Source organism: Mesorhizobium sp. M1169 (genome assembly GCF_040318345.1).
Classification (GTDB): Bacteria; Pseudomonadota; Alphaproteobacteria; order Rhizobiales; family Rhizobiaceae; genus Mesorhizobium.
On record NZ_JAMYME010000007.1, the window covers coordinates 92,636 to 118,889 of the forward strand.

Genomic DNA, 26,254 nt, shown 5'->3' on the forward strand with positions numbered 1-26,254 from the left:
AGAGCATTGCAGGCTCTTCCGGACTCAATCCATCCGGATTGTCACAAACCTCAGCTCGCCCGTCTTCGACGCCAGCATCAACAGCGCGTTCTTGCGCCCCTGCTCCTTCAGCGCGCCGATCCGGTCCATGACGTCCTTGGGCGTTGCGACCGATTCCTGCGCGATCTCGGTGATCACCTCGCCCGGCTGGATGCCGCGTTCGGCAGCCGCCGAATCCTTGGAGACGTCGGTCACGACGACGCCGGAGACGTCGGCGGCGATGCCGAATTTCGTGCGCGTCTCCTCATTGAGCTCGCCGATCGTCATGCCGAGCACGGCAGCCGTCGAAACCGCAGGCGCCTTGTCGGCATCGTCCTGGTCGGCGTTGCCGTTTTCACCGCCGCTGGCAAGCTTTTCGCCGTCCTCGAGCCGGCCGAGCGTTACCTTGACGGTCTGCTCGACCCCTTTGCGCACGATGATCACGTCGACCGCCTTGCCGACCGGGCTCTCCGCCACGACGCGTGGCAGGTCGCGCATTTCATGGATGTCCTTGCCGTCGAACTTGATGATGACGTCGCCGGCCTGGATGGTGCCGTTGTCGACCGGCCCGCCCTTGATAACGCCGGCGACCAGCGCGCCCTTGGCGGTCGCCATGCCCAGGCTTTCGGCAATGTCGTCGGTCACCGGCTGGATGCGCACGCCGAGCCAGCCGCGCCGCGTCTCGCCGAACTGGCGAAGCTGGTCGACGACGCCCGAGGCAAGCTGCGACGGGATCGAGAAGCCGATGCCGATCGAGCCGCCCGATGGCGAGATGATTGCCGTGTTGATGCCGATGACCTCGCCGCTGCTGTTGAACAGCGGTCCGCCGGAATTGCCGCGGTTGATCGCGGCATCGGTCTGGATGAAGTCGTCATACGGGCCGGAATTGATGTCGCGATTGCGTGCCGAGACGATGCCGACCGTCACCGTGCCGCCGAGACCGAACGGATTGCCGATCGCCATCACCCAGTCGCCGACACGCATCGTGTTGGAATCGCCGAACTTCACCGCCGTCAGCTTGTGCCCTTTCGGATCGACCTTCAGCACCGCGACATCGGTCTTGGTGTCGGTGCCGACCAGCGTCGCCTTGAGCGTCACCCCATCGGAGAAATTCACCTCGATGTCGTCGGCATCGGCAATGACGTGGTTGTTGGTCACCACGATGCCCTGCTCGGCGTCGACCACGAAGCCGGAGCCCAGCGACTGCACCTTTTGCCCGCCGCCGCCCTTGTCGCCGCCACGGTTCTTGAAGAAATCGTCGAAGAAGTCCTGGAAGGGCGAGCCCTCCGGCAGCTGCGGCATCGGCACTGCGCCCGGCCCTTCAGTGCCTTTAACAGTCTGCGACGTCGAGATGTTGACCACGGCGCCAAGCAGGCCGGCGGCGAGATCGGCAACCGAGGGCGGCCCGTCGGCTGCCATCGTCGGCGCCACGAACGACGGAACGGCAATGGCGCCGACCAGAAGCGCAGCGGCCCCGGCGATGAACGTCCGCCTCGCTGCACGCAGAAGGGTGGTGGATGTCATCGAAAGGCCTCCGGGTGTTCTGAAAAAAGCGCTTCGGCAAAAAACGCCGCGTCGCGTCATGTTGGCAAGAAATAAGGCACGTTTGCGGCTATGGCTACCGCCAGAGAATAAATCCTCTGTTACGCCGGCTATCCCTGCACCGGCCCTACTGGCCGGTGCTTGGCTGAGCCGCCGGTGGCGCGGGAGCGGCAGGTGCTGGCGGTGCTGCCGCCGGTGCCGCAGGCGTTTCCTTGCTGTCCGGGTCGCGGAAGAAGCGGAAGAACTCGGAATTCGGCGACAGCACCATCGTCGTTCCTGCGCTGTTCAGCGCCGTGCCATAGGCATTCATCGACCGGTAGAAATCGAAGAAGGCCGGATCGCGCTGATAGGCCCCGGCAAACGTCGCGCTGCGCTGGGCTTCACCTTCACCGCGCAGGATTTCAGACTCTTTCTGCGCTTCGGCGACGATTTCGACCACTTCGCGGTCGGCGCGAGCCCTGATCCGCTGCGCTGCCTCGTTGCCGCGCGCCCTCAGCCGCTCGGCTTCGGCGAGACGTTCGGCCTTCATGCGGTCGAAGGTCTGCTGCGAGACTTCGGCCGTGAGATCGGTGCGGCGGATGCGGACATCCTCGATCTGCAGGCCAAGCGAGGTGGCATCAGGCCTCAGCTGATCGCGCACCTCGCGCATCATCACGGCGCGCTCTTCCGAGAGTGCCGCCTCGAAGTCGCGCAGGCCGTAGACGCGGCGCAAGGCAGCGTCGAGACGCGTCCTCAGCCGGGCCTCGGCCAGTTCGATCTGGCCGGAAACCGCGGCGCGGAACACACGCGGGTCCGAGATACGATAGGCGATAAAGGCATCGACCTCATAGAATTTGCCGCCCGAAACCTGGACACGGATGTTGTCGAGGTCGAAGCGCAGGACCCTGTTTTCGATCAGCTGGACGGTGTCGGCATCGAAGAAGGAGAATGGCGCCTTGAAATAGATGCCCGGCTGGTTCTTGACGTCGACGATTTCGCCGAACCTGAGCACCAGCGCCTGCTGGCGCGCATTGACGACGAAGACCGACGAATAGAGCAGGAACAGGATGACCGCGGCGATGACCGCAATGACGGGAAGACGGTTGGCCATCACTGGTTTCCTCCGGTGGCCGGTGCCGGCGCCTTCTGCTGCAATGCCGGCAGCGGCAGGTAGGGAACCACGCCTTGCCCGTTGCCTTGCTCGACGATGACCTTGCTCGAATCCTTCAGCACCCTCTCCATCGTCTCCAGGTAGAGCCGCTTGCGCGTCACTTCCGGCGCCTTTGCATATTCGTCATAGACCGAGATGAAGCGCTGCGCCTCGCCTTCGGCCTCCTGCACGACCCGGTTCTTGTAGGCGGCCGCGTCTTCGCGGATCTGTGCGGCCGCACCGCGCGCCTGGCCGAGCTTCTGATTGGAATACTGATTGGCCTGCTCGACGAACTTGTCCTCGTCCTGTTCGGCCCGCTGCACCTCGTCGAACGCGTCTGCCACCTCGCGCGGCGGCGCGGCGTCCTCGATGGAAATTGCGTTGACGTTGAGGCCGGCCTTGTAGCCGTCCAGCGTCGTCTGGATGATCTCACGCACCGACGCCGCAATGCCTTGCCGGTCGTCGCGGAAAATGTCCTGCGCCGGGCGCCGGCCGACCGCTTCGCGCATCGCGCTTTCGGCGACCTGCTGCAGCATGCCGCCCGGGTCGGACACGTCGAACAGATAGGCCTTCGGGTCGGAAACCTGATAGGCCACCGAGAATTGCACGTTGACGATGTTCTGGTCGCCGGAAAGCATCAGGCCATCGCCGCTGGTGCTGCCGCCGCCGATGCTGACAAGCTGCTCGGCGATGTTAGCGGTCTCGACCGTTTCGATGGGCCACCAATGGAAATGCAGGCCCGGCTGCGACAGCTCCGCCTTCGGCTTGCCGAACCTGAGCTCCACCGCAACTTCATCTGGCTGGACGGTGTACACTGCCTTGAACGCCCATAGCACCACCAGCGCCGCGGCAATCAGCCCGAACACGGCAGGGCTCGCGCCACCGCCGCCCGGCAGCGCGCGCCGCAACCGGTCCTGCCCGCGCCGGATGATATCCTCGAGATCGGGAGGCGAGCCCTGCGGGCCGCTGGGTCCTTTTGGTCCCTGACCCCAAGGCCCCTGATTGTTGCTGCCGCCCCACGGGCCGCCGCCGCCGCTCTTGTCGTTCCAGGGCATGAATGTCCTTTCGCTTGGAATTCCCTCAAGCGCCGGCTCACCGGCGCAAAATCCAATATTATTCTTCTATAGGGATGCGACGGCACGCTTTCAACGCGATCGGCTGCCGCCACTGTCCGCCTTTGGGTCCATCTAGACCTGTCGCGACCCCTTTGTCGCCTTCAATGCACGTCGCGGCGCCGCTCGTAAACCGAATAGCGTGTCGCATGGCTGTCCTTTTCGCCAGCCTCCACCTCCTGCGAGCGGACGATCCGCCACAGCGCCGGATCGATCGGCGGGAAATGGGCATCGCCGTCGACCGCGGCCAGAACATGGGTCACGTGCAGCCGATCGGCCAACGGCAGCGCCTGAGCGTAGATTTCGCCGCCGCCGATGACGCAGATCTCGTCGGCGCCGGCCATGCAGCGCCCGCGCACCGTCGCCAGCGCGATTGCGTCCTCGATCGAGTGCGCGACTTCGATGCCCTCGGCGCGCCATGCCTTGTCTCGTGTCACCACGATGTTGAGCCTGCCCGGCAATGGGCGGCCGATGCCTTCATAGGTCTTGCGGCCCATGATGATGGGCTTGCCCATCGTATCGGCTTTGAACCGCTTGAGATCGGTGGACAGCCGCCACGGCAACCCACCCTCGCGCCCGATCACGCCGTTCTCGGCGATGGCGACATAAAGCGCGAGGTCCATCAGCCGCCGTTTCCGCCATCCGACGGCTCCAGCAGCAATATGTCGATGTCATGCTCGGGGTAGAAGTTCTGCGCCTTCATCTCGAACGTCGTCGGTCCGATCTTCCTGACGTTTTCGCCGCAAAACGAGACCAGGTTCTTCGCATCGCCCTTGTCGACGGTCAGCTTGAAACTGCCGATGTTTCCCGACGCCCAGTTGCCGCCCGTGGTCAGGATATAGGCGATGCGGTTCTCGAAATATTTGGGGTAGCCGTCGGGATCGTCCTTGGCTGCCTTGCGCACGGCATTCTCGAAGGCATCGTCCATGCAGTAGCGTGTCTTGTAGGCGGCATACTGACCCTGGAACTGGCCGTCATAGAAGAAGCTGACCGAGGAGGTGCCGCCGACGCTCGGCTTGTAGCGATGCGAGACATGGACCGCCTTGTTGGCCGGAAACGTCGAGCGCCACCAATAGGTCGAGCGCAATTGCCAGAACGGCGTATAGACGGTCTTCATGCCCGAACCGTCGTCAGCAGTGTCCTCGATGATGATGCCGCGGTTGACCCAGTCGTCGGCGACCGCTTGCGGCAGCTTTGCCAGCGCTGCCTTGGCCGCATCGCCGAACGGATAGAACGGCACGCCCTGCGCCTTCAGGTCAGCGCCGATGTCGATGCCGAGCGCGAACACCTTCTGCTCTAGCTGCGGCTTTGCCGGCACCCCGTCGATCGTCACTTCGAAGCCGAGGAAATTGTCGCTCTGCGCCTCCGGAATCGCCGGTATTTCTTCGGGGTCGCCTTCGATGTCGGGCATCGGAAAGGCGACGATTGCATCGACATCCTTGTCGGTATTGTTGCGGAAGACGTAATCGACCATCACTTTTTCCGGCGAGATGTAGAGATCCTCGCTTTCCATCGCCACCGCATCGCTGCGCGAAAGAATCAGCCCACCGGTGCCGAGTTCGGCGACCGAATCATTGGCGAGCGCAGGCGTAGCCGAGAGCGCCAAGGCTGCGGTCAGGACGTAACGGAACATGGAAACTCCCCCGGCGAGAATGCCAACATGACTCTAGCTGTTCAATGTGGCGTTTCAAAGCCTTTCGGCAAATGCGCCGGCGCCTGCCGGCATGTCGTGTCGGTCTGGACACGCCGGTCCCGATCGGGCAGGAGTTCGCCCATGCGCAAGCTTCTCGTCATCGGCATCGGCGCCGGCAATCCGGAGCACATTACGGTCCAGGCCATTAATGGCCTCAACCGGGCCGACGTGCTGTTCATTCCCGACAAGGGCGCGAAGAAGAACGATCTCGCCGAATTGCGCCGCCATATCTGCGACCGCTTCGTCATCAATCCGAACTCGCGCCGGGTCGAATTCGATGTACCGGTGCGCGCCGAGCCGGCGCCTTCCTACCGCTCGACCGTCGACGACTGGCACGAGGCGATCGCCGCGATCTACGAAGGCCTGATCCGCGACGAACTCCCTGAAGATGGCTGCGGCGCCTTCCTGATCTGGGGCGATCCGTCGCTCTATGACAGTGCGCTGCGCATCCTCGAGCGCGTGCGCCTCAGAGGCAATGTAGCGTTCGAGCTGGAGGTCATCCCTGGCATCACCGCCATCCAGGCACTCGCAGCCAGCCACAAAATGGCATTGAACCGGATCGGCGACGCCATTTTGATCACCACCGGCCGCCGGCTCGCCGAGGAAGGTCTGCCCGAAAACGCCGGCAGCACCATCGTCATGCTGGACGGCAAATGCGCCTTCAACACGCTGGACGACAACGACGTCACCGTTCACTGGGGCGCCTATCTCGGGACGCCCGACGAGATCGTCATCTCGGGCCGGATTGGCGACGTCGGCGACAAGATCGTGAGCACCCGTGAGCAGGCCCGCCGGAAAAAAGGCTGGATCATGGACACCTATCTGCTGCGCAAGCCGGGCGAGCCTAAGAAGTAACAGGGATCACACGCGGCAGAATTCCGCCGGCGTCACGCTGCGTCGATCTCGGCTTGCAGCGCCTCCATATGCGCCGCCGCTGCTGAAGACGCAGCCCGCTCGATCGCGCGGAAGCGGCTGACCACAGCAAGCCCGACCGACGTCAACTGGGCGCCACCGCCTTTTTTGCCGCCCGTCTGTGCCGCAACCAGCGGCTTGCCGAACACGCGGTTCATGTCTTCGACCAGATCCCAGGCGTGCTTGTAGGACATCTCCATGCCGCGTGCCGCGGCCGAAATCGAGCCGAAGGCGGCGATCTGTTCCAGAAGCTCGATCTTGCCCGGTCCGATGCGGCCATCTGGATCGAGATTTATCCGCAAACTCAGCGACGGCATTTGCTCCTCCGCGGTCACGCTATTCTACAAGTTCCGCGGCGATACCGCTATTCCAAAACGATATAGCGAATCATCGGCCGTTCACTCATCCGCCTCGGCGGGCAGGCCGGCGCCGGTATTCGCCCGGTCGAAGCTGACCGTCTTGACCACGGCGAAGGCCTGTCGACCAAGCCGAAGCCCCAGTGTCTGCCGCGACTGTTCGGTGATGCGGGCAAGCACGGTTGCGCCATTGCAGTCGAGGCCAATCTCGACCGTAGGCCCTTCGCCCGGCTCTATCGCCACGATCGTGCCCGGCAATATGTTGAGCGCGCTGAGGCCAACCGGCTGCTCGGTGGCGATCATCACGTCGCGGGCACGGATGCGGACGCGCACCGGCGCACCGACTGGCGTTGCCAGAAGCGGCACCCGGATCTCGCCCGCCAACGAGCCTAGCACCGTCATGCCGAAGGCTTCGTCGTGGCGCAGAACCGCGGTATCCAGCACGGCGCCGCCCTCGCCGCGCTCTTCGGCCGGCAATAGATCCAGACGCTGCATGATCGCTCCGGTCGGACCGGAAGCGGCGACCTTTCCTTGCATCAGCACCACGACGTCGCTCGCCAGCCGCGCCACTTCGGCGATCGAGTGGCTGACATAGACGATCGGGATTTTCGTCTCGTCGCGCAGCCGCTCGATATAAGGCAAGATCTCGGCTTTGCGCCGCTCATCGAGCGAAGCCAGCGGCTCGTCCATCAGCAGCAATTTCGGACTGGCAAGCAGCGCCCTGCCGATTGCCACACGCTGCTTCTCGCCACCGGAGAGTTTTGCCGGCCGCCGGTCGAGCAAATGGCCGATCCCGAGCAGTTCGACCACGCCATTGATATCGGCGTAACGCTCGGCAGCCGGCGTGAACCAGCGGCCATAGCGCAGATTGCTCGCCACGCTCATATGCGGAAACAGCCGCGCATCCTGGAACACCATGCCGATCCGCCGTTTGTGCTTCGGCACGAACAGACCGGCATCGCTATCAACCAGCACGCGGCCCTCGGCCGCGATGCGACCTTTGTCGGGGCGGATCAGCCCGGCAATCAAATTGATCAGCGTCGTCTTTCCGGAGCCGGAAGGCCCGAACAGCGCAGTCAGCCGCCCGGCGCTTTCGAAGCGGGCCTTGACGATGAAATCGCCAAGCCGGTGGCTGATGTCGACCTGAACCGTCATTCGATGTCCATCCGCCGGCCGACACGCCGCGCCAGCACTTCCGAGGCAACAAGTGCCGCCATCGAGATGACGATCGAGATCAGCGTCAGCCTGAGCGCGCCGGCGTCGCCGCCGGGAACCTGCGTGAAAGTGTAGATCGCCGACGGTAGCGTCTGCGTCTCGTTCGGAATGTTGGAGACAAAGGTGATCGTCGCGCCGAATTCGCCCATCGCCTTGGCGAAGGAGAGGATCGCACCGGCGATCAGCCCGGGCAGGATCAGCGGCAGCGTGATCGTGCCGAATACCCATAGCGGATTGGCGCCGAGCGTGCCGGCGGCCGCCTCGATTTTGCGGTCGACGGCCTCGATCGACAGCCGGATGGCCCGCACCATCAGCGGAAAGCCCATCACGCCGCAGGCGAGCGCGGCGCCAGTCCAGCGGAAGGAAAAAACGATCCCGAAATGTTCGGCCAGGAAAGCGCCGGCCGGACCACGCTTGCCGAAAGTCAACAGCAGCAAATAGCCGGTCACCACCGGCGGCACGATCAGCGGCAGATGCACCAGACCATTGAGCAGCGTCTTGCCCCAGAACTGGCCGCGGGCAAGCACAAGAGCGATCAGGATGCCCGGCGGCAGGCTGGCAATCATCGCCACGGTCGCCACCTTGATCGACAGCCGGACCGCATTCCATTCGTCGGGAGCGAGATCCAGCAGCCAGTTCATGTGCGGTGCCGTACGTCAGTTGCTCGGCGCGAGGATTGTAAAACCTTGCGCCTTGAAGAGTTCGCCAGCCTTGGCGGATTGCAGGCATTTCAGGAATGCCGGCGTATCCCTGCTCTTCGAATCCGCAAGCTGGGCGACTGGATAGATGATCGGCGGATGGGTACCCGCGGGGAAAGTGCCGACCACCTTCACGCCAGGCTCCGCATGCGCATCCGTGGCGTAGACGATGCCGAGTGCTGCCTCGCCGGTCGACACCAGCTTTAGGGCGGCGCGGACATTCTCGGCCTGCGCCACCTTGCCTTCGACCGAAGACCAGGCACCGAGCGATTCGAGGGCTGCCTTGCCGTATTTGCCTGCCGGCACAGCTTTGACATCGCCCATGGCAAGTTTGCCGTCACCGACGAGCTTGGCAAGATCGAAACCCTTTTCGATCCTGGTTTCAACCTTGGAATCCCGTGGCGCAACCAGAACGATCTGGTTACCGAGCAGTTTCACTTCGGTTTCGGGCTTGGTCAGCTTCCTGTCGGCAAGATATTTCATCCAGTCGAGATCGGCCGAGATGAACAGGTCTGCTGGCGCGCCGCTTTCAATCTGCCTGGCCAGCGCCGAGCTCGCCGCGTAGGAAATGGTCGCCGCCTCGCCGACATCGGCCTCGCAGGCCTTGTTGACGGCATCGAGCCCATCCTTCAGGCTCGCCGCGGCAAATACGACCACCTTGTCATCGGCTTGGGCCGCCGGCACCGCGGCCATCAGGATGGCGGCGAGACCCGCGATGGTAATCGTCGTCGAACCTTTGCGCGCCAGCATGAAACTCTCCTCGTCTCGGAACGCCCGAAGCCGTCCATCGATATATCCATGTGAACATAACAAGGAAAGGCTCTTTACCGCCTACGGCATTCTGAGCTGAGGTTTTCCCGGCCTGCGATAATCTTCGTTGGATACAGCGGCACCGAGGCCGAAGGAAATATTCACATGAAAATCAGCGACCAGGGATTGCGCGTCAAGTCGACGTCGGCCAATAAAGATGGATGCTGACAACGCCCGAGGGCGTAGCCGCAGTAGGCAATGTCGACATGCACAGTCAGCTATGGTGCTAGACCGCGATCGGTGCCTTGATCGTCGCGTCGGCGAAATAGTTCTCGAGCTGGAAATCCTCGAAGCGGAAGGCAAAGAGATCCTTCACCTCGGGATTGATCCACAGCGTCGGCAACGCCTTGGGCGTGCGCCGCAATTGTTCGCGCGCCTGCTCGAAATGGTTCGAGTAAAGATGCGCGTCGCCGAGCGTGTGGATGAAATCGCCGGGTTTCAATCCGGTCACCTGCGCCACCATCAGCGTCAGCAACGCATAGGAAGCGATGTTGAACGGCACACCGAGAAAGATATCGCCCGAACGCTGGTAGAGCTGGCAGGAAAGCTTGCCTTCCGAAACATAGAACTGGAACAGGCAGTGGCAGGGCGGCAAGGCCATGGCCTCCACCTCGGCCGGGTTCCACGCCGAAACGATCAGCCGCCGCGAATTAGGATTTTTGCGTATCTCCTTCAGAAGATTCGCGATCTGGTCGATAGCGCCGCCATGGCCGTCCGGCCACGACCGCCATTGTTTGCCATAGACCGGGCCGAGATCGCCGTTCTCGTCGGCCCACTCATCCCAGATCGAGACGCCGTGATCGTTGAGATATTTGATGTTGGTGTCGCCGGCCAGGAACCACAAAAGTTCGTGGATGATCGACTTCAGGTGCAGCTTCTTGGTGGTGGTGACCGGAAAGCCGCGGGCCAGGTCGAAGCGCATCTGGTAGCCGAATACCGAGCGCGTTCCGGTGCCCGTGCGGTCGCCGCGATCAGCGCCGTTTTCCAGCACATGCTTCAGAAGGTCGAGATACTGGCGCATCGGCTCCGGTCCGATTCGGGTTATCAGCCATCATAGCCGAATGACCGTCGGCCGAACACAGCAAAGCGAGACGATTCCAGCAGAAGTTTCACCAGCACCGGCGGCGAGGTTGCTCAGAGCGAGCCGAGCATGCCCAGATCCTTGGCGACGAGGTAATAGAATGTCACCCGGCTCTTGCTGTTGTCGGCCGCCATAGCCTTGCAGGTCTTTTCGATAGCCGCATCCGCCTTGGCACCGTCGGTGACGCCGAGCTTGCCGGCGACCCAGCTGTTCCTGACGCGCTTCAGTTCCTCCGGGTCGGTGCAGGACACTAGCGAGGAATCGCGGTTCCTGAGCGCGATGCCCAGATGCTTGACGATCTTGGCGACCGCGTCGGCATCCGCCGCCGCATCATACTTCTTTACGTCTGCGAGATAATCGGCCATCGAATTTCCCCTCGTCGGCGCCACGGGATCCGGTCGATGAGGATTGTGGCGCGCTGCCGCAAGTATGCGCTAGGTCTCCTCACCGCCACAAAGCTTCGGTTGAGACCGGCTGCAAGTCAACCCTTCATGATCCACTTTGGCACGGACGAAAGTGGCATTCCGGCCTTTCATTTTCCACCGCCAGTCCCTATATTCGCTTCGTCGGTTCGACCGACTATGGCGATAAACAGGCGATGAAATAAGCCGTTCGGACCCGGGGGCGGTACCCGGCGCCTCCACCAAAAACCGCTGCTCAGGAGCGGCTTTTGCTGGGGGCGAAATAGGATCGACGAAGGTGTAAAGATCGTACTTTTGCCCGGCATTGTACCACCGTTATCGGGCTAAACTTATAGTTGCCAACGACAACTATGCGGAAGCACGTCTCGCCGCGTAAGCGGTGCGATAGCTTCAATTCAAGCCCTAGTGGTTCGCACTTCTAGGCGGGGTTCGGAGGTACCTGGCAACAGAAACCTCCATTTCTCCCCCTTTTTGATATGCGCAGCCGCAGGCTCGCCCGATATGTGCAGCTGCGGGCTTCGGCTTTTTACGCCCTGATACGCCCTGGCGCCGCGGCGTTCATACCAGTCCCTGGCTGATCGTTTCGATCGCGCTGCCAAAGGTCTCGTCGGTAGCCTCATATGACAGAAGCATCTCATTGTGCGCCCTGCCCGTCCTGATCATCGGAAAACAATTGGCGAGCTTGGCAACACGACAGTCAAGGAGCACCGGCCGGTCCACATCGATCATTTCCTGGATCGCATCATCAAGGTCGGCTGGTTTGTCGCAGCGCAGGCCGACCGCTCCGAACGCCTCGGCCAATTTGACAAAATCGGGCAAAGCCTCGGAATAGGAATGCGCGAGGCGGTTGCCGTGGAGAATTTGCTGCCACTGGCGAACCATGCCCATATATCCGTTGTTCAGGATGAAGACCTTGATCGGCGCGTCGTACTGGACTGCCGTCGACATCTCTTTCATGGTCATCTGAACCGATGCGTCGCCGGCGATATCGATGACGAGGCTGTCCGGATGTGCGATCTGCACGCCCAGCGCCGCCGGCAGGCCGTAGCCCATCGTCCCGAGGCCGCCCGAACTCATCCAGCGGTTCGGCTTTTCCAAGCCGTAGAATTGGGCCGCCCACATCTGATGCTGGCCCACTTCTGTGGTGATGTATGTGTCGCGATCCTTCGTCAGCGCGTAGAGACGCTGCACCGCATATTGCGGCATGATCACGTCCTTGTTCACCATCCGGTTTCTGAGGCAATGCGCGCCATAGACGAACCATGTCATCCAGAACATTGCCGACATCGCCTTGTATGCCGATATCGACGTGGACGTTCTTGTTGATCGAGGACGGATCTATATCGATATGGATCTTGCTGGAGTTCGGCGAAAAAGCGTCCACACGCGAGGTCACGCGGTCATCGAAGCGCGCGCCGATACAGATCATGACGTCGCAATCGTGCATCGCCATGTTCGCCTCATAGGAACCATGCAGGCCGACCATCTTGAGCCAGTTTTTGCCGGAGGCGGGGTAAGCTCCAAGGCCCATAAGCGTCGAGGTGACCGGAAAATCGGTCAGTTGAACCAGCTCCCTGAGCAATCTCGATGCTTCCGGGCCGGAATTGACGATGCCGCCGCCGGCATAGATAACGGGACGGCTGGCATTGGCCATCAGTGCTATCGCCTGGCCGATCTTGCCGATATCGCCCTGAAGCTTCGGTTGATAATTTTTCAGCGCAGCAACACCCGATGGCGGCGTATACACGCCGGACGCAAACAGAACGTCCTTTGGCATGTCGACGAGAACAGGCCCCGGTCGCCCCGACCGGGCGATGTGGAACGCCCTATGGATTGCTGACGCCAGGTCATTGACGTCTTTGACCAAAGAGTTGTGCTTGGTGCAGGATCGCGTGATGCCAATCGTGTCACATTCCTGAAAGGCATCGGAGCCGATCAATGTTGTCGGCACTTGTCCGGACAGACAGACGATCGGCACTGAATCCATCAGCGCGTCCTGCAGGGGCGTCACGGCATTCGTCGTGCCTGGGCCTGATGTGACCAGCATCACGCCGACCTTGCCCGTGGACCGGGCATAACCCTCCGCGGCATGGCCGGCGCCCTGTTCGTGGCGCACGAGGATATGCTTGATGTCGTCCTGCTGGAATATCTCGTCGTAGATCGGCAATATGGCCGCGCCGGGATAGCCGAAAATATGCTCCACACCATTGTCTTTGAGTGCGCGGAGAACGATCTCCGCTCCTGTCATGCGGTTGCTCGTATGCTGAATGGAATTATCGCTTGTCATGGTTCTGTCCCGTAGCGTGATGAGGATGGGCTGACGGGGCATCGCCGAAATCGGGCGTAAGAAGAATTTCGGGCATAAAAAAAGGCCCCGTCGGGAGCCTGTTTGTCGCGCACGGGTGGCTGTCGCCGGATGGTTACACCATCCTGCCCGTGCGCTTTCCTACCACTGCAAGAACCATTGCGATCTTCATGATGATCGCTGCTACACAGAAAATCGCGCATCGTCAACGTCTCAGGCTGAGGCGTCTCAGGCTGAGGCGAAAGCCCAAGGGCCTCCCATCATCGGAACCTCCGATGGCAGCATTCGTTTCTTCCCGTTTCCCTTCTTCTACGCCTTTGCGGGACAAGGCCTCAGTTTCTCGCCGCGTGTGGTCATGCCCGGCGAGCTGCCTCATGGAGAGATAAGATGAACCAGGAAACCACACCAAAACACGAACGCATCCTGATCGTTGGCGGCAGTTCCGGCATGGGGCTGTCGCTGGCCGAACAGCAGCTTGCCGCCGGCGCCGAGGTTACGATCGTCGGCCGCTCCGAGGACCGGTTGTCGGCCGCACGGCAGCGCTTGCCTCACCCGGAAAGGCTGAGGACGATCGCAGCCGACGTCACAAGCGAGGACGAGGTCCAGCGCCTGTTCCAGGATGTCGGCACGCTCGACCACATCGTCTCGACCGCCGCCGACGTTACCGGCGTCTATGTGTTGCTTCCCGAGATGGATATCTCGGTGGCGCGCAAAGTGATGGATTCCAAAGTCGTCGGACCGCTTCTTCTTGCCAAACATGGCGCGCCTCGTCTGACGCCCGGGGGATCGATCACGCTGACCTCGGGCATCGCCGCCTATCGTCCGGCGGCGAAAGGCTCGGTGGTGGCAGCCGTTAATGGGGCACTTGGCTCACTCGCCTACGCGCTTGCCGTCGAACTGGCGCCGATCCGCGTCAACGTCGTTTCGCCCGGCTGGGTCAACACGCCGATTTGGGATGCCGTCGTCGGCAGCGGAAAGACAGCCGCGCTGGACGCCATGGCAAAGCGTCTGCTCGTCGGCCGGATCGGCCAGGCAGCCGACATTGCCCAAGCCATCACGTCCCTCATGCACAACGGCTTCATCACCGGAACCGTGCTTCATGTCGATGGTGGCCAGCGACTGGTCTAGCGATGGCCAAAATTTCGCGGACCATTGCAAGGAACAGCCGCAGCACCGGCGCTTGAATGCGCCGGTGGCGCCATACCATGGTGACCGGCGTCACCGGGCTGCTTCCGACCCAGGGCAGCACGACGATATTGGCGTCAGCCGCGGAAGCCACGAGACGCGGGACCAGCGCGCATCCAAGACCGCCTTCAACAAGGCTCCGTATCGCGCCCATGCTGGCGAACTCGCCGACGAGTTTTGGACGGTCAGGCAATGTTGCGGCAAACGTTTCGTCGAACATCCGCCTATAGACGCAACCGGGCTGGGTGACGAGGAAGGCCTCGTCGGCCAGATCGTCGGGCGTTATGGCAGAATATCCGGCCAACCGGTGATTTGCCGGCATTATGGTGACGAGCTCTTCTAATGCCACTTGCTCGCTTCGCAGCTCCGGCGGCGCCGCCGGGACGGCTCCGAAATGGAAAGATACGTCCAGCGCCCCGCTTGTCACGCCGGCACGCAACCCACTGCTATCGTCCGCCCTGAGGTTCAGTTCCACATCGGGATGGCGCCGATGGAATTCCGCCAGCAGAGCTGGCAAGCGTGTCGAGCAAAGCGTCTCCAGGCCGCCGACAGTCAGGCGACCGGCAACGGTGCCGCTCGCGTCGGCGACAGCGGAACGGGCTTCGTCCGCGAGGTCGAGGAGATCGTTTGCATAGTCCAGCAGGCGTTGTCCCGCCGCCGTCAGCTTCAAGCCACGCCGTGACCTGTCGAACAGCGACGTGCCTAGATCGCTTTCCAGCGCCTGGATCTGTTCGGTCACGCTCGATTGGGCAAGATGAACCCGCTCGGAGGCGCGTGTGATGTTCAAGGTGGTGGCGACCGCCACGAAGGTTTTGAGATGTCGAAGCTGCATGTCCTGAACCCGTCATATAGGCATAGGCTGCTTTGAACCGGGACCGCAAACGTGAAAAGGCCGGGAACATCGCCCGGCCTTTTTGTCTCGATAAGCGAAGTTTACTCCGCCGGCGCTTCCGCGACGTCCCGGCTGCGGCCGAGCGTTATTTTGGCCAGTGTGAAGGAGATCGCTGCGCAGAGCGTGATGCCCGCCACCATCGGCAGCGGCGTGCCGTCGAAAAACACGCCGGCGACGCCCATGGCGACCGCGCCGATGGCGAAGTGCAGCGTGCCCATCAGCGCCGACGCGGTACCGGCGATCTCGCCATGCTCTTCCATGGCCAGCACCGACGTCGTCGGGATGACCAGGCCGAGAAAGCCGTAGCCGATGAACAGCAGCGCCGCCATCACGTCGAGCCGGTCGACACCCGATGCCATCACCGCGAACAGCACCACCATCGTCGTCGCATAGCCGGTCACCGCGACGCGCACCACGCGCTGCAGCCCGAACCGCTCCGATAGCAACCCGGTCAGCTGCGACATGCCGATGAAGGCAACCGCATTGATCGAGAAGAACACGCTGTAAACCGAAGGCGACAGGCCATAATGGTCGATCAGGATGAAGGACGAGCTCGACAGATAGACGAAGAAGCTCGCAATGCCGAAGCCGGCGATGGCCGTCAGGCCAAGGAAGTTGCGGTCGCCCATCAGGAAGCGGTAGCCGGAAAGTGCCGTCCCGAAGGACGACCCGGCGCGCTCCTCGACCGGCCGTGTCTCCTTGAGCGAGGTCGCCAGCAGGATGGTGGCGAGCACGGCCGCGCCCGTCACCGTCCAGAACACGGCGCGCCAGCCGAAATTCTCGATGATCTGGCTACCGGTCAGCGGTGCCAGGATCGGCGACACCGAAAACACAAGCATCAGCAGCGACATCAGCTTGGCGGCCTCGGTGCCGGTATGCAGATCGCGCACGATCGCGCGCGGCACGGCCATGCCGGCGCTGGCGCCGAGCCCTTGCAGGAAGCGGAAGGCGATCAGCCATTCGATCGAGGGAGCCAGCGCCGAGCCGACGCCGCCGACCATGAACAGCGCCAGGCCGCCGTAGAGTGGCAGCTTGCGGCCGACCATGTCGGAGATCGGTCCGACGACGATCTGGCCGAAGCCCATGGAAAGAAAGAAGATCAGCAGGCTCATCTGCACCGCGGCAGTGCCGGCATGCAGATCTTCGCCGATTGAAGGCAGGGCCGGAAGATACATGTCGATGGCAAACGGGCCGATCGCGGACAATAGGCCGAGCACGACCGCAATGCGGAGGAATTTGGCGTTCATGATAGCAGGCTCTTTCGAATTCTGGTTGCCGCCGAGGACCGACGTGTAACCCTAGGACGTTCCATCCCGTGGAGTTCCGACTCTTCTGCGGAACGAAACCCCCTTCGTGCAAGTCCACAAATTTAGACAGGCTTGTCTAATTCGTCAACCACCTCTATATAGTTTTGCATGAAGGCCAACGTCTCTCCTGACATTTTCCCGCCGCGAGGCCACGAGGCCAAGCGCATATCGATTGTCGATGCCGCCGCCTCGGTCTTCTGCCGCGAAAGCTTTGCCGGTGCCAATATCGACATGATTGCCGCCGAGGCCGGCGTCTCCCGCCAGACCATCTACAATCATCACGGCGACAAGGAAAAACTCTTCGTTGCCATCGTCCGCGACCTCACCGAACGTTGCAATGCCGGCATCTTTGCCACGATTTCCACTTTTCCCGATCAGCCGAAGGATCTCGAGGCCGACCTCATCGCCTTTGCTGTGCGGATGAACCACAACTGCATCTGCAACCGCGACGGCAAATTCCTGCGCAAGCTGATCCAGACCGAGGGCGGGCGCTATCCCGAGTTGTTCGCCGAATGGCGCGAAGAAGGACCGGGCAGGACATGGCCGGCGATCGCCGCCCGCTTCGCCCGCCTCGCTCATGCGGGCTTCCTTGACATCGACGATCCCGATGTCGCAGCGCGCCAGTTCATGGCGCTTGCCAATGCCGAGTTGCAGACGACGTTCATGCTCGGCGGCACACCGACCGAGGACGAGGTGGTCCAATCGGCGACAAATGGCGTGCGCACCTTCCTGCGCGCCTTCGGCAAGCGGCAGCCTGTGGCCCGGGCGAGCAATCAGGGCGCGCTCGCCAGCGCTTGACGATCAAAGCTGTTTGACGATCAAATCGTCGCCAATGGGCTTCGCTTCCGCACGCCGGCGATCTATATCCGGTTTACGCCGCGCTCAAGCTTGATTACAGCTATCAGGACGATTCAACGGAACCCGACAGCCACATGGCCGACGACCACATCCGCTACGACATTCTGGCCCAGGAGGCGTTGCGCGGCGTCATGCGCAAGGTCCTGGCCGAAGTCGCGCGCACCGGTCTCCCGGGCAACCATCATTTCTTCATCACCTTTCTCACCGGCGCGCCGGGCGTGCGCGTGTCGTCGCGGCTACGCGAGCGCTATCCCGAACAGATGACCATCGTCATCCAGTTCCAGTATTGGGACCTGAAGGTGAGCGACACCGGCTTTGAGGTCGGGCTGTCGTTTTCCGACGTGCCGGAGAAACTGGAAATCCCGTTCTCGGCCGTACGCGGCTTTTACGACCCGTCCGTCAACTTCGAGCTCGAATTCGACGTCAAGACCGATACCCCGGCGGAACAGGAGACAAAGGCCAAGCCTGCTCCCGAACCGCTGGCCATCGTCGCCGAGAAAAAGCCCGAGTCGAAGAAGAAAACCGCCGAGGCGGAAAAGAAGCCTGCCGCGGCCGACGCCGTCGCCAAGGGCGCCGACGTGGTGTCGCTTGACGCCTTCCGCAAGAAGTGACCCGACGGGCGGCGTGACATGGCCGAGATCGTCAATCTCCGTCAGGCACGCAAGCAGAAGGCGCGAGCCGAGAAGGAGCGCCTGGCCGAACAGAACCGGGCGCTGCATGGCCGTTCCAAACCCAGCCGGGATCGCGACCGCCTGATCGCCGACAAGGCCGATAAATTCGTCGCCGGCCATCGCCGCGAAAATTCGGGCGATTCGGACAAATCCGATGCTTGAAGTGTGAGTAGGATCGTCTCGTGAGCCCGGTGGAAAAACGCTCGGTCACCATTCGCGGCCACCGCACCAGCTATTCGCTCGAAAAGCCTTTTTACGACGACCTGGTCGCCATCGCGGCCGTGCGAAAACTGACGCTCGCCGCCCTTGTCGCCGAAATCGACGAGAGCCGCCCGCGGGATGCCAATCTCTCCTCGGCGCTCCGGCTCTATGTGCTGGATTGGGCCAAGCGCGGCAAGTTGTAGCCTTCAGGCAACGCTATCCTGTTTCCTGCGCCGGATACGGAAGCCCAGCAAAGCCGAACGGTCGCGTTCTTCGGCCTGCCAAGCGGCGTATCCTGCAGTTTCAGGTCGGCGAGCGTGAACTGGCCAAAATAGGCGATGTTCGTGGCAAGCCGGATCAGCTTCAAGAGGGCAATGCCGGCAAACAACCCCGCCGTCGCAACCACCACCGCTATGCCGGCAATGAGCAGCACCCGGGCATCGGTGGTAAAATCGCGCAGATGGCTGGGGTTGGCGTGATCGGACTTCATTTGCAGACCTTGCTTTCTGGCGGCGTGCCGACTTGCGGATGGGTCGCCGGCCGTGCCACCGAAGATGGCGGGCACGAGCGATGTTGGTGACACCACGCCAGCATCAGGCCCTGCTTGCAATCAAAGGGTTCCCCGGCGGAGGGCCAGTGACCATTGGCGACCTCGCGGAGCGCCTGCGCATCCGCCATCACAGCGCAGTGGAATTGGTCAACCGTCTTTGCGAAGCCGGGCTGGTCGCGAGGGACCACGACGAGGAGGACCACCGCCGCGTGCTGCTGCGGCTGACCGAGCGCGCCGACGACAGTCTCGCCGATCTGTCAGCCGCTCATCTCGACGAACTCGGGCGGATCGAGCCGATGCTGAAGCGCTTGCTTGCTGGAGGCGACACATAAGGGATGCGCCGTCACCCGCCATTCAGCGATTTCAGCAGATCGTCGATCGACGAGGGATCGAGCTTGAGCTTTGGCGGGGGCTGCACTGGCGGTGGCACGTTGTTTGCGGCCGGTGGCTCCCGTTCCGCGCGCTCCGCCGCGGCCTTGCGTTCGGCGTCGAGCCTTGCCTTCTCTTCCGAGGCGATCCGCAACGCCTCTTCCGCCCTCTGGCGTTGCTGTTCTTCGGCCTGCGCTGCTTCCTCGGCAGCCTGTTGCGCCGCCTTGGCTTTGGCTTCGGCATCCGCTGCGGCCTTTGCAGCCGCCTCGGCTTTCGCCCTGGCCTCGGCTTCGGCTTTCGCCGCTGCATCCGCCTTTGCCTTGGCTTCAGCCTGCGCCCTGGCCTCCGCTTCGGCTTGGGCCTGCGCCTCAGCTTCGGCCTTTGCCTTGGCGTCCGCTTCAGCTTTCGCTTTGGCCTCAGCCTGCGCCCTCGCCTCCGCATCCGCCTGTGCCTTGGCGTCCGCTTCAGCCTTCGCCTTGGCTTCAGCCTGCGCCCTCGCCTCGGCTTCGGCCTGGGCCTGAGCCTCGGCTTCGGCCTTTGCCTTGGCGTCGGCCTCGGCCTTCAGCCGCGCTGCTTCCTGTTGCCTGCGCAGTTCCTCCGCCGCTCTTTCACGCTCGGTTTGCAGCGCAGCGTAGTAGCGCACCTCACGCCGCAGCCTTTGTTTCTCGAGCAGTGCGGCTTGCATGGCTTCGACCCGCTGCTGCTCCTTTTCCAGCGCACGCTGGGTCAGGAACTGTGCCAGCGGCTCGCTGTCGAACTGCCGTTTGGTGGCGCCAAACGGCCCGTCGACGCTGAAATTCAAAATCGGTTCGGAGCCGACCAGCGCCTCATCGCCGGGCCGGTAGGCGATCTCGCCCTTGGCATCGACGGTGCTGGTGTTCAGATCGGCGGTGATGTCGGCGGACAGCGTCGCGCCCGGGCTTTCGAATTTGACCGGCGGCGCCCTCAGCGTGCCGCCGGCGATGGTGAAGGCAATATCGGTGTCCTGCGCCGGAAAACTGCCCGCCGCGGCGATCTGCGGCACAAAGCCGGCGGTCTTCGACGCGTCGATATCGCGCCCTATCGCGTCGGCCTTGGCAATGAATGCGCCAAAGGCATCGGGATTGAAGCCGGCAATAGTCATGCCCTTCAGCGTCGCCGTGCCGGAACCGGACAGCGCCGCAACCATCGCGTCGACCGATTTGCCGCTGGTCGAAAGCGCCGTCGAGAACTCGCCGCTTCCGCTGATGCCGGCCTCCGGCAGCACGGCTACCAGATCGGCGCCGGCGAGTTTCATCTGACTGGAGAAAAGCCCGGTGCCGTCATTGTTCTTGAGCTCGAACAGGCCACTCAACGCGCCGCCGAGGAACTTTGCCTTGAGGTCGGAAACGCGGATGCCCTCCTGGTCGAGCTGCAGCGACAGCGCAGCGTCATAGGCGGTGGCAAGCGGGCCGGCGGCAAGCGACGCCGCCGTCAGATCGAGATCGGCGGTAAATGGCAGACTGGATTTCTGGCTGAACGGTGCTGTCGGCCAGGTCCTGTCATTGACAAGGAAGGCCTGGTCACCGAACAGCATCACCGCCATCGGATCGAGGTCCAGCTCGTCCAGCGACAGCGCGCCGGCAAGATGCGGCAGCCCCTCTTTGATGTCGATATTTACGTCACCGGAGACCGCCGCTTCGTTGACGGCGCCGCTGAGGCCGCTCAGCACCAGGAGACCATTGCCGTAATCGGCATCGGCTGCAAGCGACGTCGACATGCCGGTGCCCATGCCGGGCAGGCCGACGCCGGTCGTCATCAGCCATGGCTCGATGTCGGCCGTTTCAAGGCTGACCTTGCCCTTGGCGGCCGCGCCTTGAGGCGTGTCGGCAATTGTCCCGTCGAAACCAGCTTTGAAGTCGTTGCCGGCCAGGCTGAAGCGTGTCGCCAGGCCGCCGCCAAGCGTGCCTTTGGCCGAGACCTCGGTGGTCGCCTCGCCAAGCATGCCGAGTGGCAGCGCCGGCAGACCGTAAAGCGCCAGCAGCGCGGTGGCGTCGGCGTTCCTTGCGTTGAAGGTCAGCGTCACCGGCGCTTCGAGAGGCCGGTCGAGCGCCCCTTTGCCGGACAACGACGCCGAAAAGGCCGAGCCACCGGCCTTGCCCTGTGCGCTCATTGCCAGTCCAGTCGTACCGTCGCCATTGTCTGCGGCACTCGTGACCGCATCGATACGCGCATCCTGGAACAGCTCGGGATAGGCAGCAGCACGCTCCGCCAGGCCCTTCAGCACTGCATTGTCGGGATAATGCTGGACGGCGACGTCGATCAGCGGCTTGAGGTCGACGGCGACCACCGAGGCGTCGAGCTTGCCGGTCGGGCTCGCCGGGAAATCCTTGATTCGACCGGTAGCGCTGATCGAGGCGCCGGCAAGTCCGCCGACCGACAGGCGATCGATCTCAAGCAGCCCATCGCGCAATCTAAGCGCGGTGTCGACGCTATCGGCGGTCAACCCGCCGGCGCTGACCGGCCCGGCCTTGATCTGGAAATCGAGGTCGCGGTCGGAAAAGCGGTTGGCGCCCTTGTCGCTGACGAAGATCGAGGCGAAGGCGGCGAGCCCGTCGACATCGAGTTCGCCACCTTCCAGTTGCATCAGCACCGATGGCCTTGTGTCGTCGGGCTGGCTGGAATCGATGCGGCCGGAGAACTTCGCCTTGCCGAGGATGAGTTCGAGATCGCTGAAGGCCTGGTGCTTCTCGCTCAAATCCACCTTGGCCTTGAAGCCGGCGGCCGGCAAGCGGCGGATCGCCTCGTCGACGTCCTTCGACAGCCATGCGGCGAAGCCGGAGGGCTGCGCCACCGCCAGAAGCAGCGATCCGGTGAAACCGAAATGGTCCTCGACGCTGACCATGCCGTTGGCTTCCAGCTTGGCGCGGCCGGGCAGCGTGGCGGCCAGCGATTTTACCGCCCAGCCGCCCTCGGCTGGCTCGGCGGACAGGTGCACGTCGCGAACGGTGGTATCGCCTGCCACCACCGCCGGCAGTTTCACCTCGACCGTGCCCGGTATGGTCGGCTTCGGCAGGTCGAGCAGCGCCTGCTCCAGCGCCGCCACCCGCTCGGACAGCGTCAATCCGGCACCGGCCGCCGCCCCCACGGCCTCGTCGAACTGCACCTGCGCGCCATCGGCCTCGATCGAGAAATGCGGCTTCAGCCCAAGGTCGACCGCAGCCTTGCCGTCGGCAGTGTAGGGATTGTCGCGCGGCCCGGTCTCGAAGCGGAATTCGTCGACGCCGAGCTTCTGGTGGTCGAGCGAAAACTTGCCGTTCAGCCTGAAGCCCGGGTCCGGTTTGCCGGCGCTGACTTTCAGCGCCTCGCCGCCGGTGCCCAGCTGCCGCGCCGCAGTCTGGTCTGCGCCCGATATCTTGAACTGGCCCGAATAGACGGCGGCGCCCTCGACGAGGCCCACATTGCCGTCGGTCTCGATGACCAGCGGATAGGCGTCCGGATCGGCCTTGAGCCTGAGCCGCATTTGCCCGTCCGGTTCGGCCTTGCCGGTGGAAGCGGCGATCGTCGTCCGCAACCCGTCCAGCAACAGCGAGCCGTCCAGCCGCCAGGGGCCGGCCAGCGACTTGGCCGAGATCGTCGAGTTGATCTCGGAAATAAGATGGCTGCGCCCGCCGGCGGCGTGGCTGAGCGCGATCTGTCCTTCCGTCACCGTCAGCTTCTCGATGGAGATCTGGCCGGGATCGAAGGGCGAGGACGGCCGTATCGTCCAGTCGACCGTGCCGTCGGCGGCGATGTCAATCCTCGCCTTCGGCCTCACCAGGCGCATGTCGAAGATCAGCACCTCGCCGCGCAGGAATGGCGCGAGTTCTGCATCCATCGAAAAGGTTTCGACGGTCATCGCCGGCTGGCCGTTAGGGCCACCGGCAACGGCGACGTTGGAAAAGGTCACGGAGGGGAACGGCAACAGCCTTGCCGTTGCATCGCCTCGCACGGTCACCTTGCGGCCCAGGACGGCACTGGCCTCGCGCTCGAAATCGGCACGGTAACCTGTCCAGTCGACAAAGTACGGCACCACCAGCGCCGCACACAGCACCAGCACGAGAAGCCCACCGAAGATCACGAACAGGCGTGCGAGCATGAACTCCGAAGCGGTTGATTGAAAGTCAGCCGCACTCTATCCGCATCAGCGTGTCGATAAAGAGGCAATTCCCGCCAGACTGGCTCCAGAGCAAAAGAAGGTAGCCAAGAAAACTCAGCGCGCGTCGCGCTTTGCTTGCGCCACCTTTGCCGCCTGCCGCTGCCGGCCGCGTTCCATCGGTCGGATCAGATTCTCTGGCCGCCGGCTCACGACCGCGCGCATGCCTTTGTGCGCGGTACGCGTGTTGAACTCGGGACCGTCCGCGGCAGCGCCTTGCTCATGGACAGCGCCTTGCGTGCATTCTCGACCAGCGAAACACGCGCCAACAGTTGGCGGCGGCGTTCGGTCTCGCCATTGAGCCGTCGCATGGCCATCGCCAGCACTGCAAGCTTCAACTGCGAGCCGCCATCAGCTTTGAGGCGGCAGTCCCCTTCGGCGAGCCTTTGCCGCGTATTTCGCGTCGGCGCCGATGCGCCTCGGTCTGCGCCTCGTCGCGCCGTTCTCTCAGCAGCTTGACCAGGCCGGCAAGCTCGGCGTCGGCATGACCCTGCACCGCCGGATGGTGCGATTCTGGACCAGACCGTGCTCGTCGGCGCTCAGTGCCCGAGCCTCTTCCTTGCACGAAATCGCCATGACACCGCTCCTCCGTTGGTGAAGACCGCTTCTTCCCGGTTCTCTTGGGCCGAAGTCTGCGACCAAACGGCGATGCGATCAAGACACATGGAAGTCTCGGCGATCAACCGCGTCTCAAAAGCCGTGTGAAAAATCCAGTTGGTTTGACACGATGCGCTAGAACAGAATGGCCAACGCTCTCCATCAGTGCGCTCAACACCGCTCCCTCGCGAACACTAGTCGAGAAACTCTTAGCGATGAATTCCAGCGTCGAATCTTGAAACGTCAGGATGAAATGGCGATAGCCTGAAAACAGCTCAGGGGTATGGGATGGGTGAACCCGATTTGCCCTTTCCAGAGAAGCGATCCAGGACGAGTTGAAAACTTCGAACGCGGAATATGGCTTCAACCCGAGCCCATAAAGCCGATGCCCGTTGATGGCTTCGTCATTCGGCGGGCCGAATTGCAGTGCCAGATAAGGATCCGCCGTCAGGATTGCGATGGGCTGGTTATCCGTTGCCGGCGAAACCGAACGCGGATTCGTGCCATCGAATGACGGCTCCGGCCTGTTGGCGACGTAGGTGATGAGCAGCTTGCCTTCATCCGCAAAGATGTGAGGCAACGGTGCACCGGCGGACGACGGTGGCACCTCGATTGGCAGAAGTGTCTCAAGGGCGGCCATACCCCTTACTTCCCCACGCCCGGCAGTATCTTCCCCGGGTTCATGATGTTCAGCGGATCGAGCGCCTGCTTGATCGTGCGCATGATGTCGACGCCATGGCCGAGCTCATGCCGCAGGAAGCCGATCTTGCCTTGCCCTATGCCGTGCTCGCCAGTGCAGGTGCCGTCCATGGCGATGGCGCGCATATTGAGCCGCGCCACGAATTTTTCGGCCAGTGCGATCTCTTTCGGGTCATCCACGTCCATCAGCACCAGCACATGGAAATTGCCGTCGCCGGCATGGCCGACGATCGGGGCGATCAGGCCCATCTCGGCGATATCCGCCTCGGTCTCCGTGACGCATTCGGCAAAGCGCGAGATCGGCACGCAGACATCGGTCGACAGGCCCTTGGCGCCCGGCCGCAGCGTCAGCGACGACCAGTAGGCATCGTGCCTGGCTTTCCACAATTTTGTCCGCTCTTCGGCGACGCTGGTCCACAGGAACGGACCGCCGCCATTTTCCTCGGCGATCATGCCGAAGGTCTCGGCCTGTTCGGCGACGCTGGCATCGCTGCCGTGGAACTCGACGAACAGGCACGGGCTCTCCGGATAGTCGAGCTTCGAATAGGTCTTCATCGCCCGCATCTGCAGCGCGTTGACCAATTCTATGCGCGCCACCGGAATGCCCATCTGGATGGTCGCGATCACCGCGTTGCACGCCGCCTCGAGGCTGGGAAACGGGCAGACGCCGCCTGAAATCGCCTGTGGAATGCCCTGCAGCTTCAAGGTCAGCTGGGTGATGATGCCAAGCGTGCCTTCCGAACCGATCAGCAGCCGCGTCAGATCATAGCCGGCCGAGCTCTTCTTGGCGCGCTTGCCGGTCGTCACTGCTTCCCCGTCGGCCATCACCGCCGTCAACGACAGGATGTTTTCGCGCATCGTGCCGTAGCGCACCGCGTTGGTGCCCGACGCTCGTGTCGCCGCCATGCCGCCGAGCGAGGCGTTGGCGCCCGGGTCGATCGGAAAGAACAGGCCGGTGTCGCGCAGGTGCCGGTTCAGATCCTCGCGCGTCACGCCGGGCTCGACGGTACAGTCGAGGTCCTGCGGATTGACCGCAATGATGCGGTTCATGCGTGACGTATCGAGCGAGATGCCGCCGCCCGGCGCATTGGTGTGGCCTTCCAGCGAGGAACCGACGCCAAAGGCGATCACCGGCACGCGATGTGCCGCGCATGCGCGCACGATCTCCTGCACCTCCTCCGTCGTCTCGGCAAAGGCGACGCCGTCCGGCGCCTGCGTCGGGATATAGGTCGTGGTGTGCGCGTGCTGGGCCCGGATCGCCTGGCCGGTCTGGAATCGCTCGCCGAGCCGCTGCTTGAGGATGCCGAGTACGGCGGCAATGCCTTCTTCGTTGCGCTCGACCGGATTGAGGTCGCTTAGAGCCATCGATTCCTCCGCGAATGGACCAGCGTCCACCCTTGTTCTGCATCTACGGATGCGTAGTCTCACCAACCACGCTCTGTCCAGTCCACGCTCATCCCGGCATGACGAGAAGGAAGT

Annotated in this window: 23 protein-coding genes, 1 other RNA gene and 3 pseudogenes; 8 read left to right on the top strand and 19 right to left on the bottom strand. The window is 62.9% G+C overall.

What is annotated here, in order from left to right; all coding sequences use genetic code 11:
• Positions 1-24: 24 nt before the first annotated feature.
• From NKH41_RS09900 to NKH41_RS09920, 5 genes are all read right to left on the bottom strand, one after another.
• Positions 25-1,542 (bottom strand): DegQ family serine endoprotease, encoded by a 1,518-nt coding sequence (locus tag NKH41_RS09900; RefSeq protein WP_352539566.1) that lies wholly within the window; start codon positions 1,540-1,542, stop codon positions 25-27.
• A 145-nt stretch (positions 1,543-1,687) separates the two neighbouring features.
• Complete coding sequence (gene hflC, locus NKH41_RS09905; protein WP_352539565.1) at positions 1,688-2,650, bottom strand: protease modulator HflC; 963 nt, start codon at positions 2,648-2,650, stop codon at positions 1,688-1,690.
• Positions 2,650-3,744 (bottom strand): FtsH protease activity modulator HflK, encoded by a 1,095-nt coding sequence (hflK, locus tag NKH41_RS09910; RefSeq protein ID WP_352767804.1) that lies wholly within the window; start codon positions 3,742-3,744, stop codon positions 2,650-2,652. The genes hflC and hflK overlap by 1 nt, the downstream gene beginning before the upstream one ends.
• A gap of 161 nt (positions 3,745-3,905) precedes the next feature.
• Positions 3,906-4,424 carry a dihydrofolate reductase gene (locus NKH41_RS09915; protein WP_352767803.1) on the bottom strand — a complete coding sequence of 173 codons (519 nt, stop codon included), beginning with the start codon at positions 4,422-4,424 and terminating at the stop codon, positions 3,906-3,908.
• Positions 4,424-5,434, bottom strand: a complete 1,011-nt coding sequence (locus tag NKH41_RS09920) for a DUF4424 domain-containing protein (RefSeq protein WP_352539564.1) — start codon at positions 5,432-5,434, stop codon at positions 4,424-4,426. Before NKH41_RS09920 ends, NKH41_RS09915 begins: the two co-directional genes overlap by 1 nt.
• 141 nt (positions 5,435-5,575) lie before the next feature.
• Between NKH41_RS09920 and cobF the strand changes: the two genes are divergently transcribed.
• Complete coding sequence (gene cobF, locus NKH41_RS09925) at positions 5,576-6,349, top strand: precorrin-6A synthase (deacetylating) (RefSeq protein ID WP_352767801.1); 774 nt, start codon at positions 5,576-5,578, stop codon at positions 6,347-6,349.
• Between the two features lie 32 nt (positions 6,350-6,381).
• Here the strand turns inward: cobF and NKH41_RS09930 are convergent, their stop codons facing one another.
• From NKH41_RS09930 to NKH41_RS09955, 6 genes are all read right to left on the bottom strand, one after another.
• Positions 6,382-6,723 carry a winged helix-turn-helix domain-containing protein gene (locus tag NKH41_RS09930; protein WP_023676697.1) on the bottom strand — a complete coding sequence of 114 codons (342 nt, stop codon included), beginning with the start codon at positions 6,721-6,723 and terminating at the stop codon, positions 6,382-6,384.
• 81 nt (positions 6,724-6,804) lie between these two features.
• Positions 6,805-7,917, bottom strand: coding sequence for a molybdenum ABC transporter ATP-binding protein (gene modC / locus NKH41_RS09935; protein WP_352767799.1), 1,113 nt, complete (start codon positions 7,915-7,917; stop codon positions 6,805-6,807).
• On the bottom strand, positions 7,914-8,618 hold the full coding sequence (gene modB, locus NKH41_RS09940; RefSeq protein WP_352539561.1) for a molybdate ABC transporter permease subunit: 705 nt from the start codon (positions 8,616-8,618) through the stop codon (positions 7,914-7,916). The genes modC and modB overlap by 4 nt, the downstream gene beginning before the upstream one ends.
• 15 nt (positions 8,619-8,633) lie before the next feature.
• Positions 8,634-9,425 carry a molybdate ABC transporter substrate-binding protein gene (modA, locus tag NKH41_RS09945; protein ID WP_352767798.1) on the bottom strand — a complete coding sequence of 264 codons (792 nt, stop codon included), beginning with the start codon at positions 9,423-9,425 and terminating at the stop codon, positions 8,634-8,636.
• Positions 9,426-9,711: 286 nt separating this feature from the next.
• Positions 9,712-10,506, bottom strand: coding sequence for a thymidylate synthase (locus tag NKH41_RS09950; protein WP_352471610.1), 795 nt, complete (start codon positions 10,504-10,506; stop codon positions 9,712-9,714).
• Between the two features lie 113 nt (positions 10,507-10,619).
• Entirely contained in the window at positions 10,620-10,931 is a 312-nt protein-coding gene (locus tag NKH41_RS09955) for a DUF2853 family protein (protein WP_023676702.1), read from the bottom strand.
• A 161-nt stretch (positions 10,932-11,092) separates the two neighbouring features.
• On the opposite strand from NKH41_RS09955, the gene ssrA reads away from it, so the two are divergent.
• Positions 11,093-11,448: a transfer-messenger RNA gene (ssrA, locus tag NKH41_RS09960) on the top strand.
• A gap of 98 nt (positions 11,449-11,546) precedes the next feature.
• On the opposite strand, the pseudogene NKH41_RS09965 reads toward ssrA, so the two are convergent.
• Positions 11,547-13,236 (bottom strand): annotated as a pseudogene (locus NKH41_RS09965) (acetolactate synthase 3 large subunit); the annotation flags it as partial.
• Positions 13,237-13,680: 444 nt separating this feature from the next.
• Between NKH41_RS09965 and NKH41_RS09970 the strand changes: the two are divergent.
• Positions 13,681-14,421, top strand: coding sequence for an SDR family oxidoreductase (locus tag NKH41_RS09970; protein ID WP_352767794.1), 741 nt, complete (start codon positions 13,681-13,683; stop codon positions 14,419-14,421).
• Here NKH41_RS09970 and NKH41_RS09975 read toward each other — a convergent pair.
• Together NKH41_RS09975 and NKH41_RS09980 are read right to left on the bottom strand one after the other, a co-directional pair.
• Positions 14,375-15,310, bottom strand: coding sequence for a LysR family transcriptional regulator (locus NKH41_RS09975; protein WP_352767793.1), 936 nt, complete (start codon positions 15,308-15,310; stop codon positions 14,375-14,377). The two genes, NKH41_RS09970 and NKH41_RS09975, sit on opposite strands and share 47 nt — an antisense overlap.
• Before the next feature lie 101 nt (positions 15,311-15,411).
• The gene (locus tag NKH41_RS09980) at positions 15,412-16,617 is read right to left on the bottom strand and encodes a multidrug effflux MFS transporter (protein ID WP_023676705.1); all 1,206 of its coding nucleotides are present in this window, start codon (positions 16,615-16,617) and stop codon (positions 15,412-15,414) included.
• A gap of 168 nt (positions 16,618-16,785) precedes the next feature.
• Here NKH41_RS09980 and NKH41_RS09985 point away from each other — a divergent pair, with 168 nt between their 5' ends.
• The 4 genes from NKH41_RS09985 to NKH41_RS10000 all read left to right on the top strand — a co-directional run bounded on the left by NKH41_RS09985 (position 16,786) and on the right by NKH41_RS10000 (position 18,610).
• Positions 16,786-17,475 carry a TetR/AcrR family transcriptional regulator gene (locus NKH41_RS09985; protein WP_352614320.1) on the top strand — a complete coding sequence of 230 codons (690 nt, stop codon included), beginning with the start codon at positions 16,786-16,788 and terminating at the stop codon, positions 17,473-17,475.
• A gap of 134 nt (positions 17,476-17,609) precedes the next feature.
• Positions 17,610-18,146: an SspB family protein gene (locus NKH41_RS09990; protein WP_352539556.1), complete on the top strand. Its 537-nt coding sequence runs from the start codon at positions 17,610-17,612 to the stop codon at positions 18,144-18,146.
• A gap of 18 nt (positions 18,147-18,164) precedes the next feature.
• Positions 18,165-18,368: a DUF4169 family protein gene (locus NKH41_RS09995; RefSeq protein WP_023676708.1), complete on the top strand. Its 204-nt coding sequence runs from the start codon at positions 18,165-18,167 to the stop codon at positions 18,366-18,368.
• Between the two features lie 20 nt (positions 18,369-18,388).
• Positions 18,389-18,610 (top strand): ribbon-helix-helix domain-containing protein, encoded by a 222-nt coding sequence (locus tag NKH41_RS10000; protein WP_352450079.1) that lies wholly within the window; start codon positions 18,389-18,391, stop codon positions 18,608-18,610.
• Here the strand turns inward: NKH41_RS10000 and NKH41_RS34135 are convergent.
• A complete protein-coding gene (locus NKH41_RS34135; protein ID WP_502895654.1) occupies positions 18,574-18,897 on the bottom strand; it encodes a hypothetical protein in 324 nt (107 codons plus the stop codon). The two genes, NKH41_RS10000 and NKH41_RS34135, sit on opposite strands and share 37 nt — an antisense overlap.
• Before the next feature lie 86 nt (positions 18,898-18,983).
• Between NKH41_RS34135 and NKH41_RS10010 the strand changes: the two are divergent.
• Positions 18,984-19,289 (top strand): annotated as a pseudogene (locus tag NKH41_RS10010) (MarR family winged helix-turn-helix transcriptional regulator); the annotation flags it as partial.
• A gap of 11 nt (positions 19,290-19,300) precedes the next feature.
• On the opposite strand, the gene NKH41_RS10015 reads toward NKH41_RS10010, so the two are convergent.
• The 4 genes and pseudogenes from NKH41_RS10015 to NKH41_RS10030 form a co-directional block, all read right to left on the bottom strand.
• Positions 19,301-23,422 carry an AsmA family protein gene (locus NKH41_RS10015; protein ID WP_352767792.1) on the bottom strand — a complete coding sequence of 1,374 codons (4,122 nt, stop codon included), beginning with the start codon at positions 23,420-23,422 and terminating at the stop codon, positions 19,301-19,303.
• A 114-nt stretch (positions 23,423-23,536) separates the two neighbouring features.
• Positions 23,537-24,055: pseudogene (locus NKH41_RS10020) on the bottom strand (hypothetical protein).
• Between the two features lie 103 nt (positions 24,056-24,158).
• Positions 24,159-24,716: a hypothetical protein gene (locus NKH41_RS10025; protein ID WP_352767790.1), complete on the bottom strand. Its 558-nt coding sequence runs from the start codon at positions 24,714-24,716 to the stop codon at positions 24,159-24,161.
• Between the two features lie 5 nt (positions 24,717-24,721).
• Positions 24,722-26,140 carry an FAD-binding oxidoreductase gene (locus tag NKH41_RS10030; RefSeq protein ID WP_352767789.1) on the bottom strand — a complete coding sequence of 473 codons (1,419 nt, stop codon included), beginning with the start codon at positions 26,138-26,140 and terminating at the stop codon, positions 24,722-24,724.
• Positions 26,141-26,254: the final 114 nt, after the last annotated feature.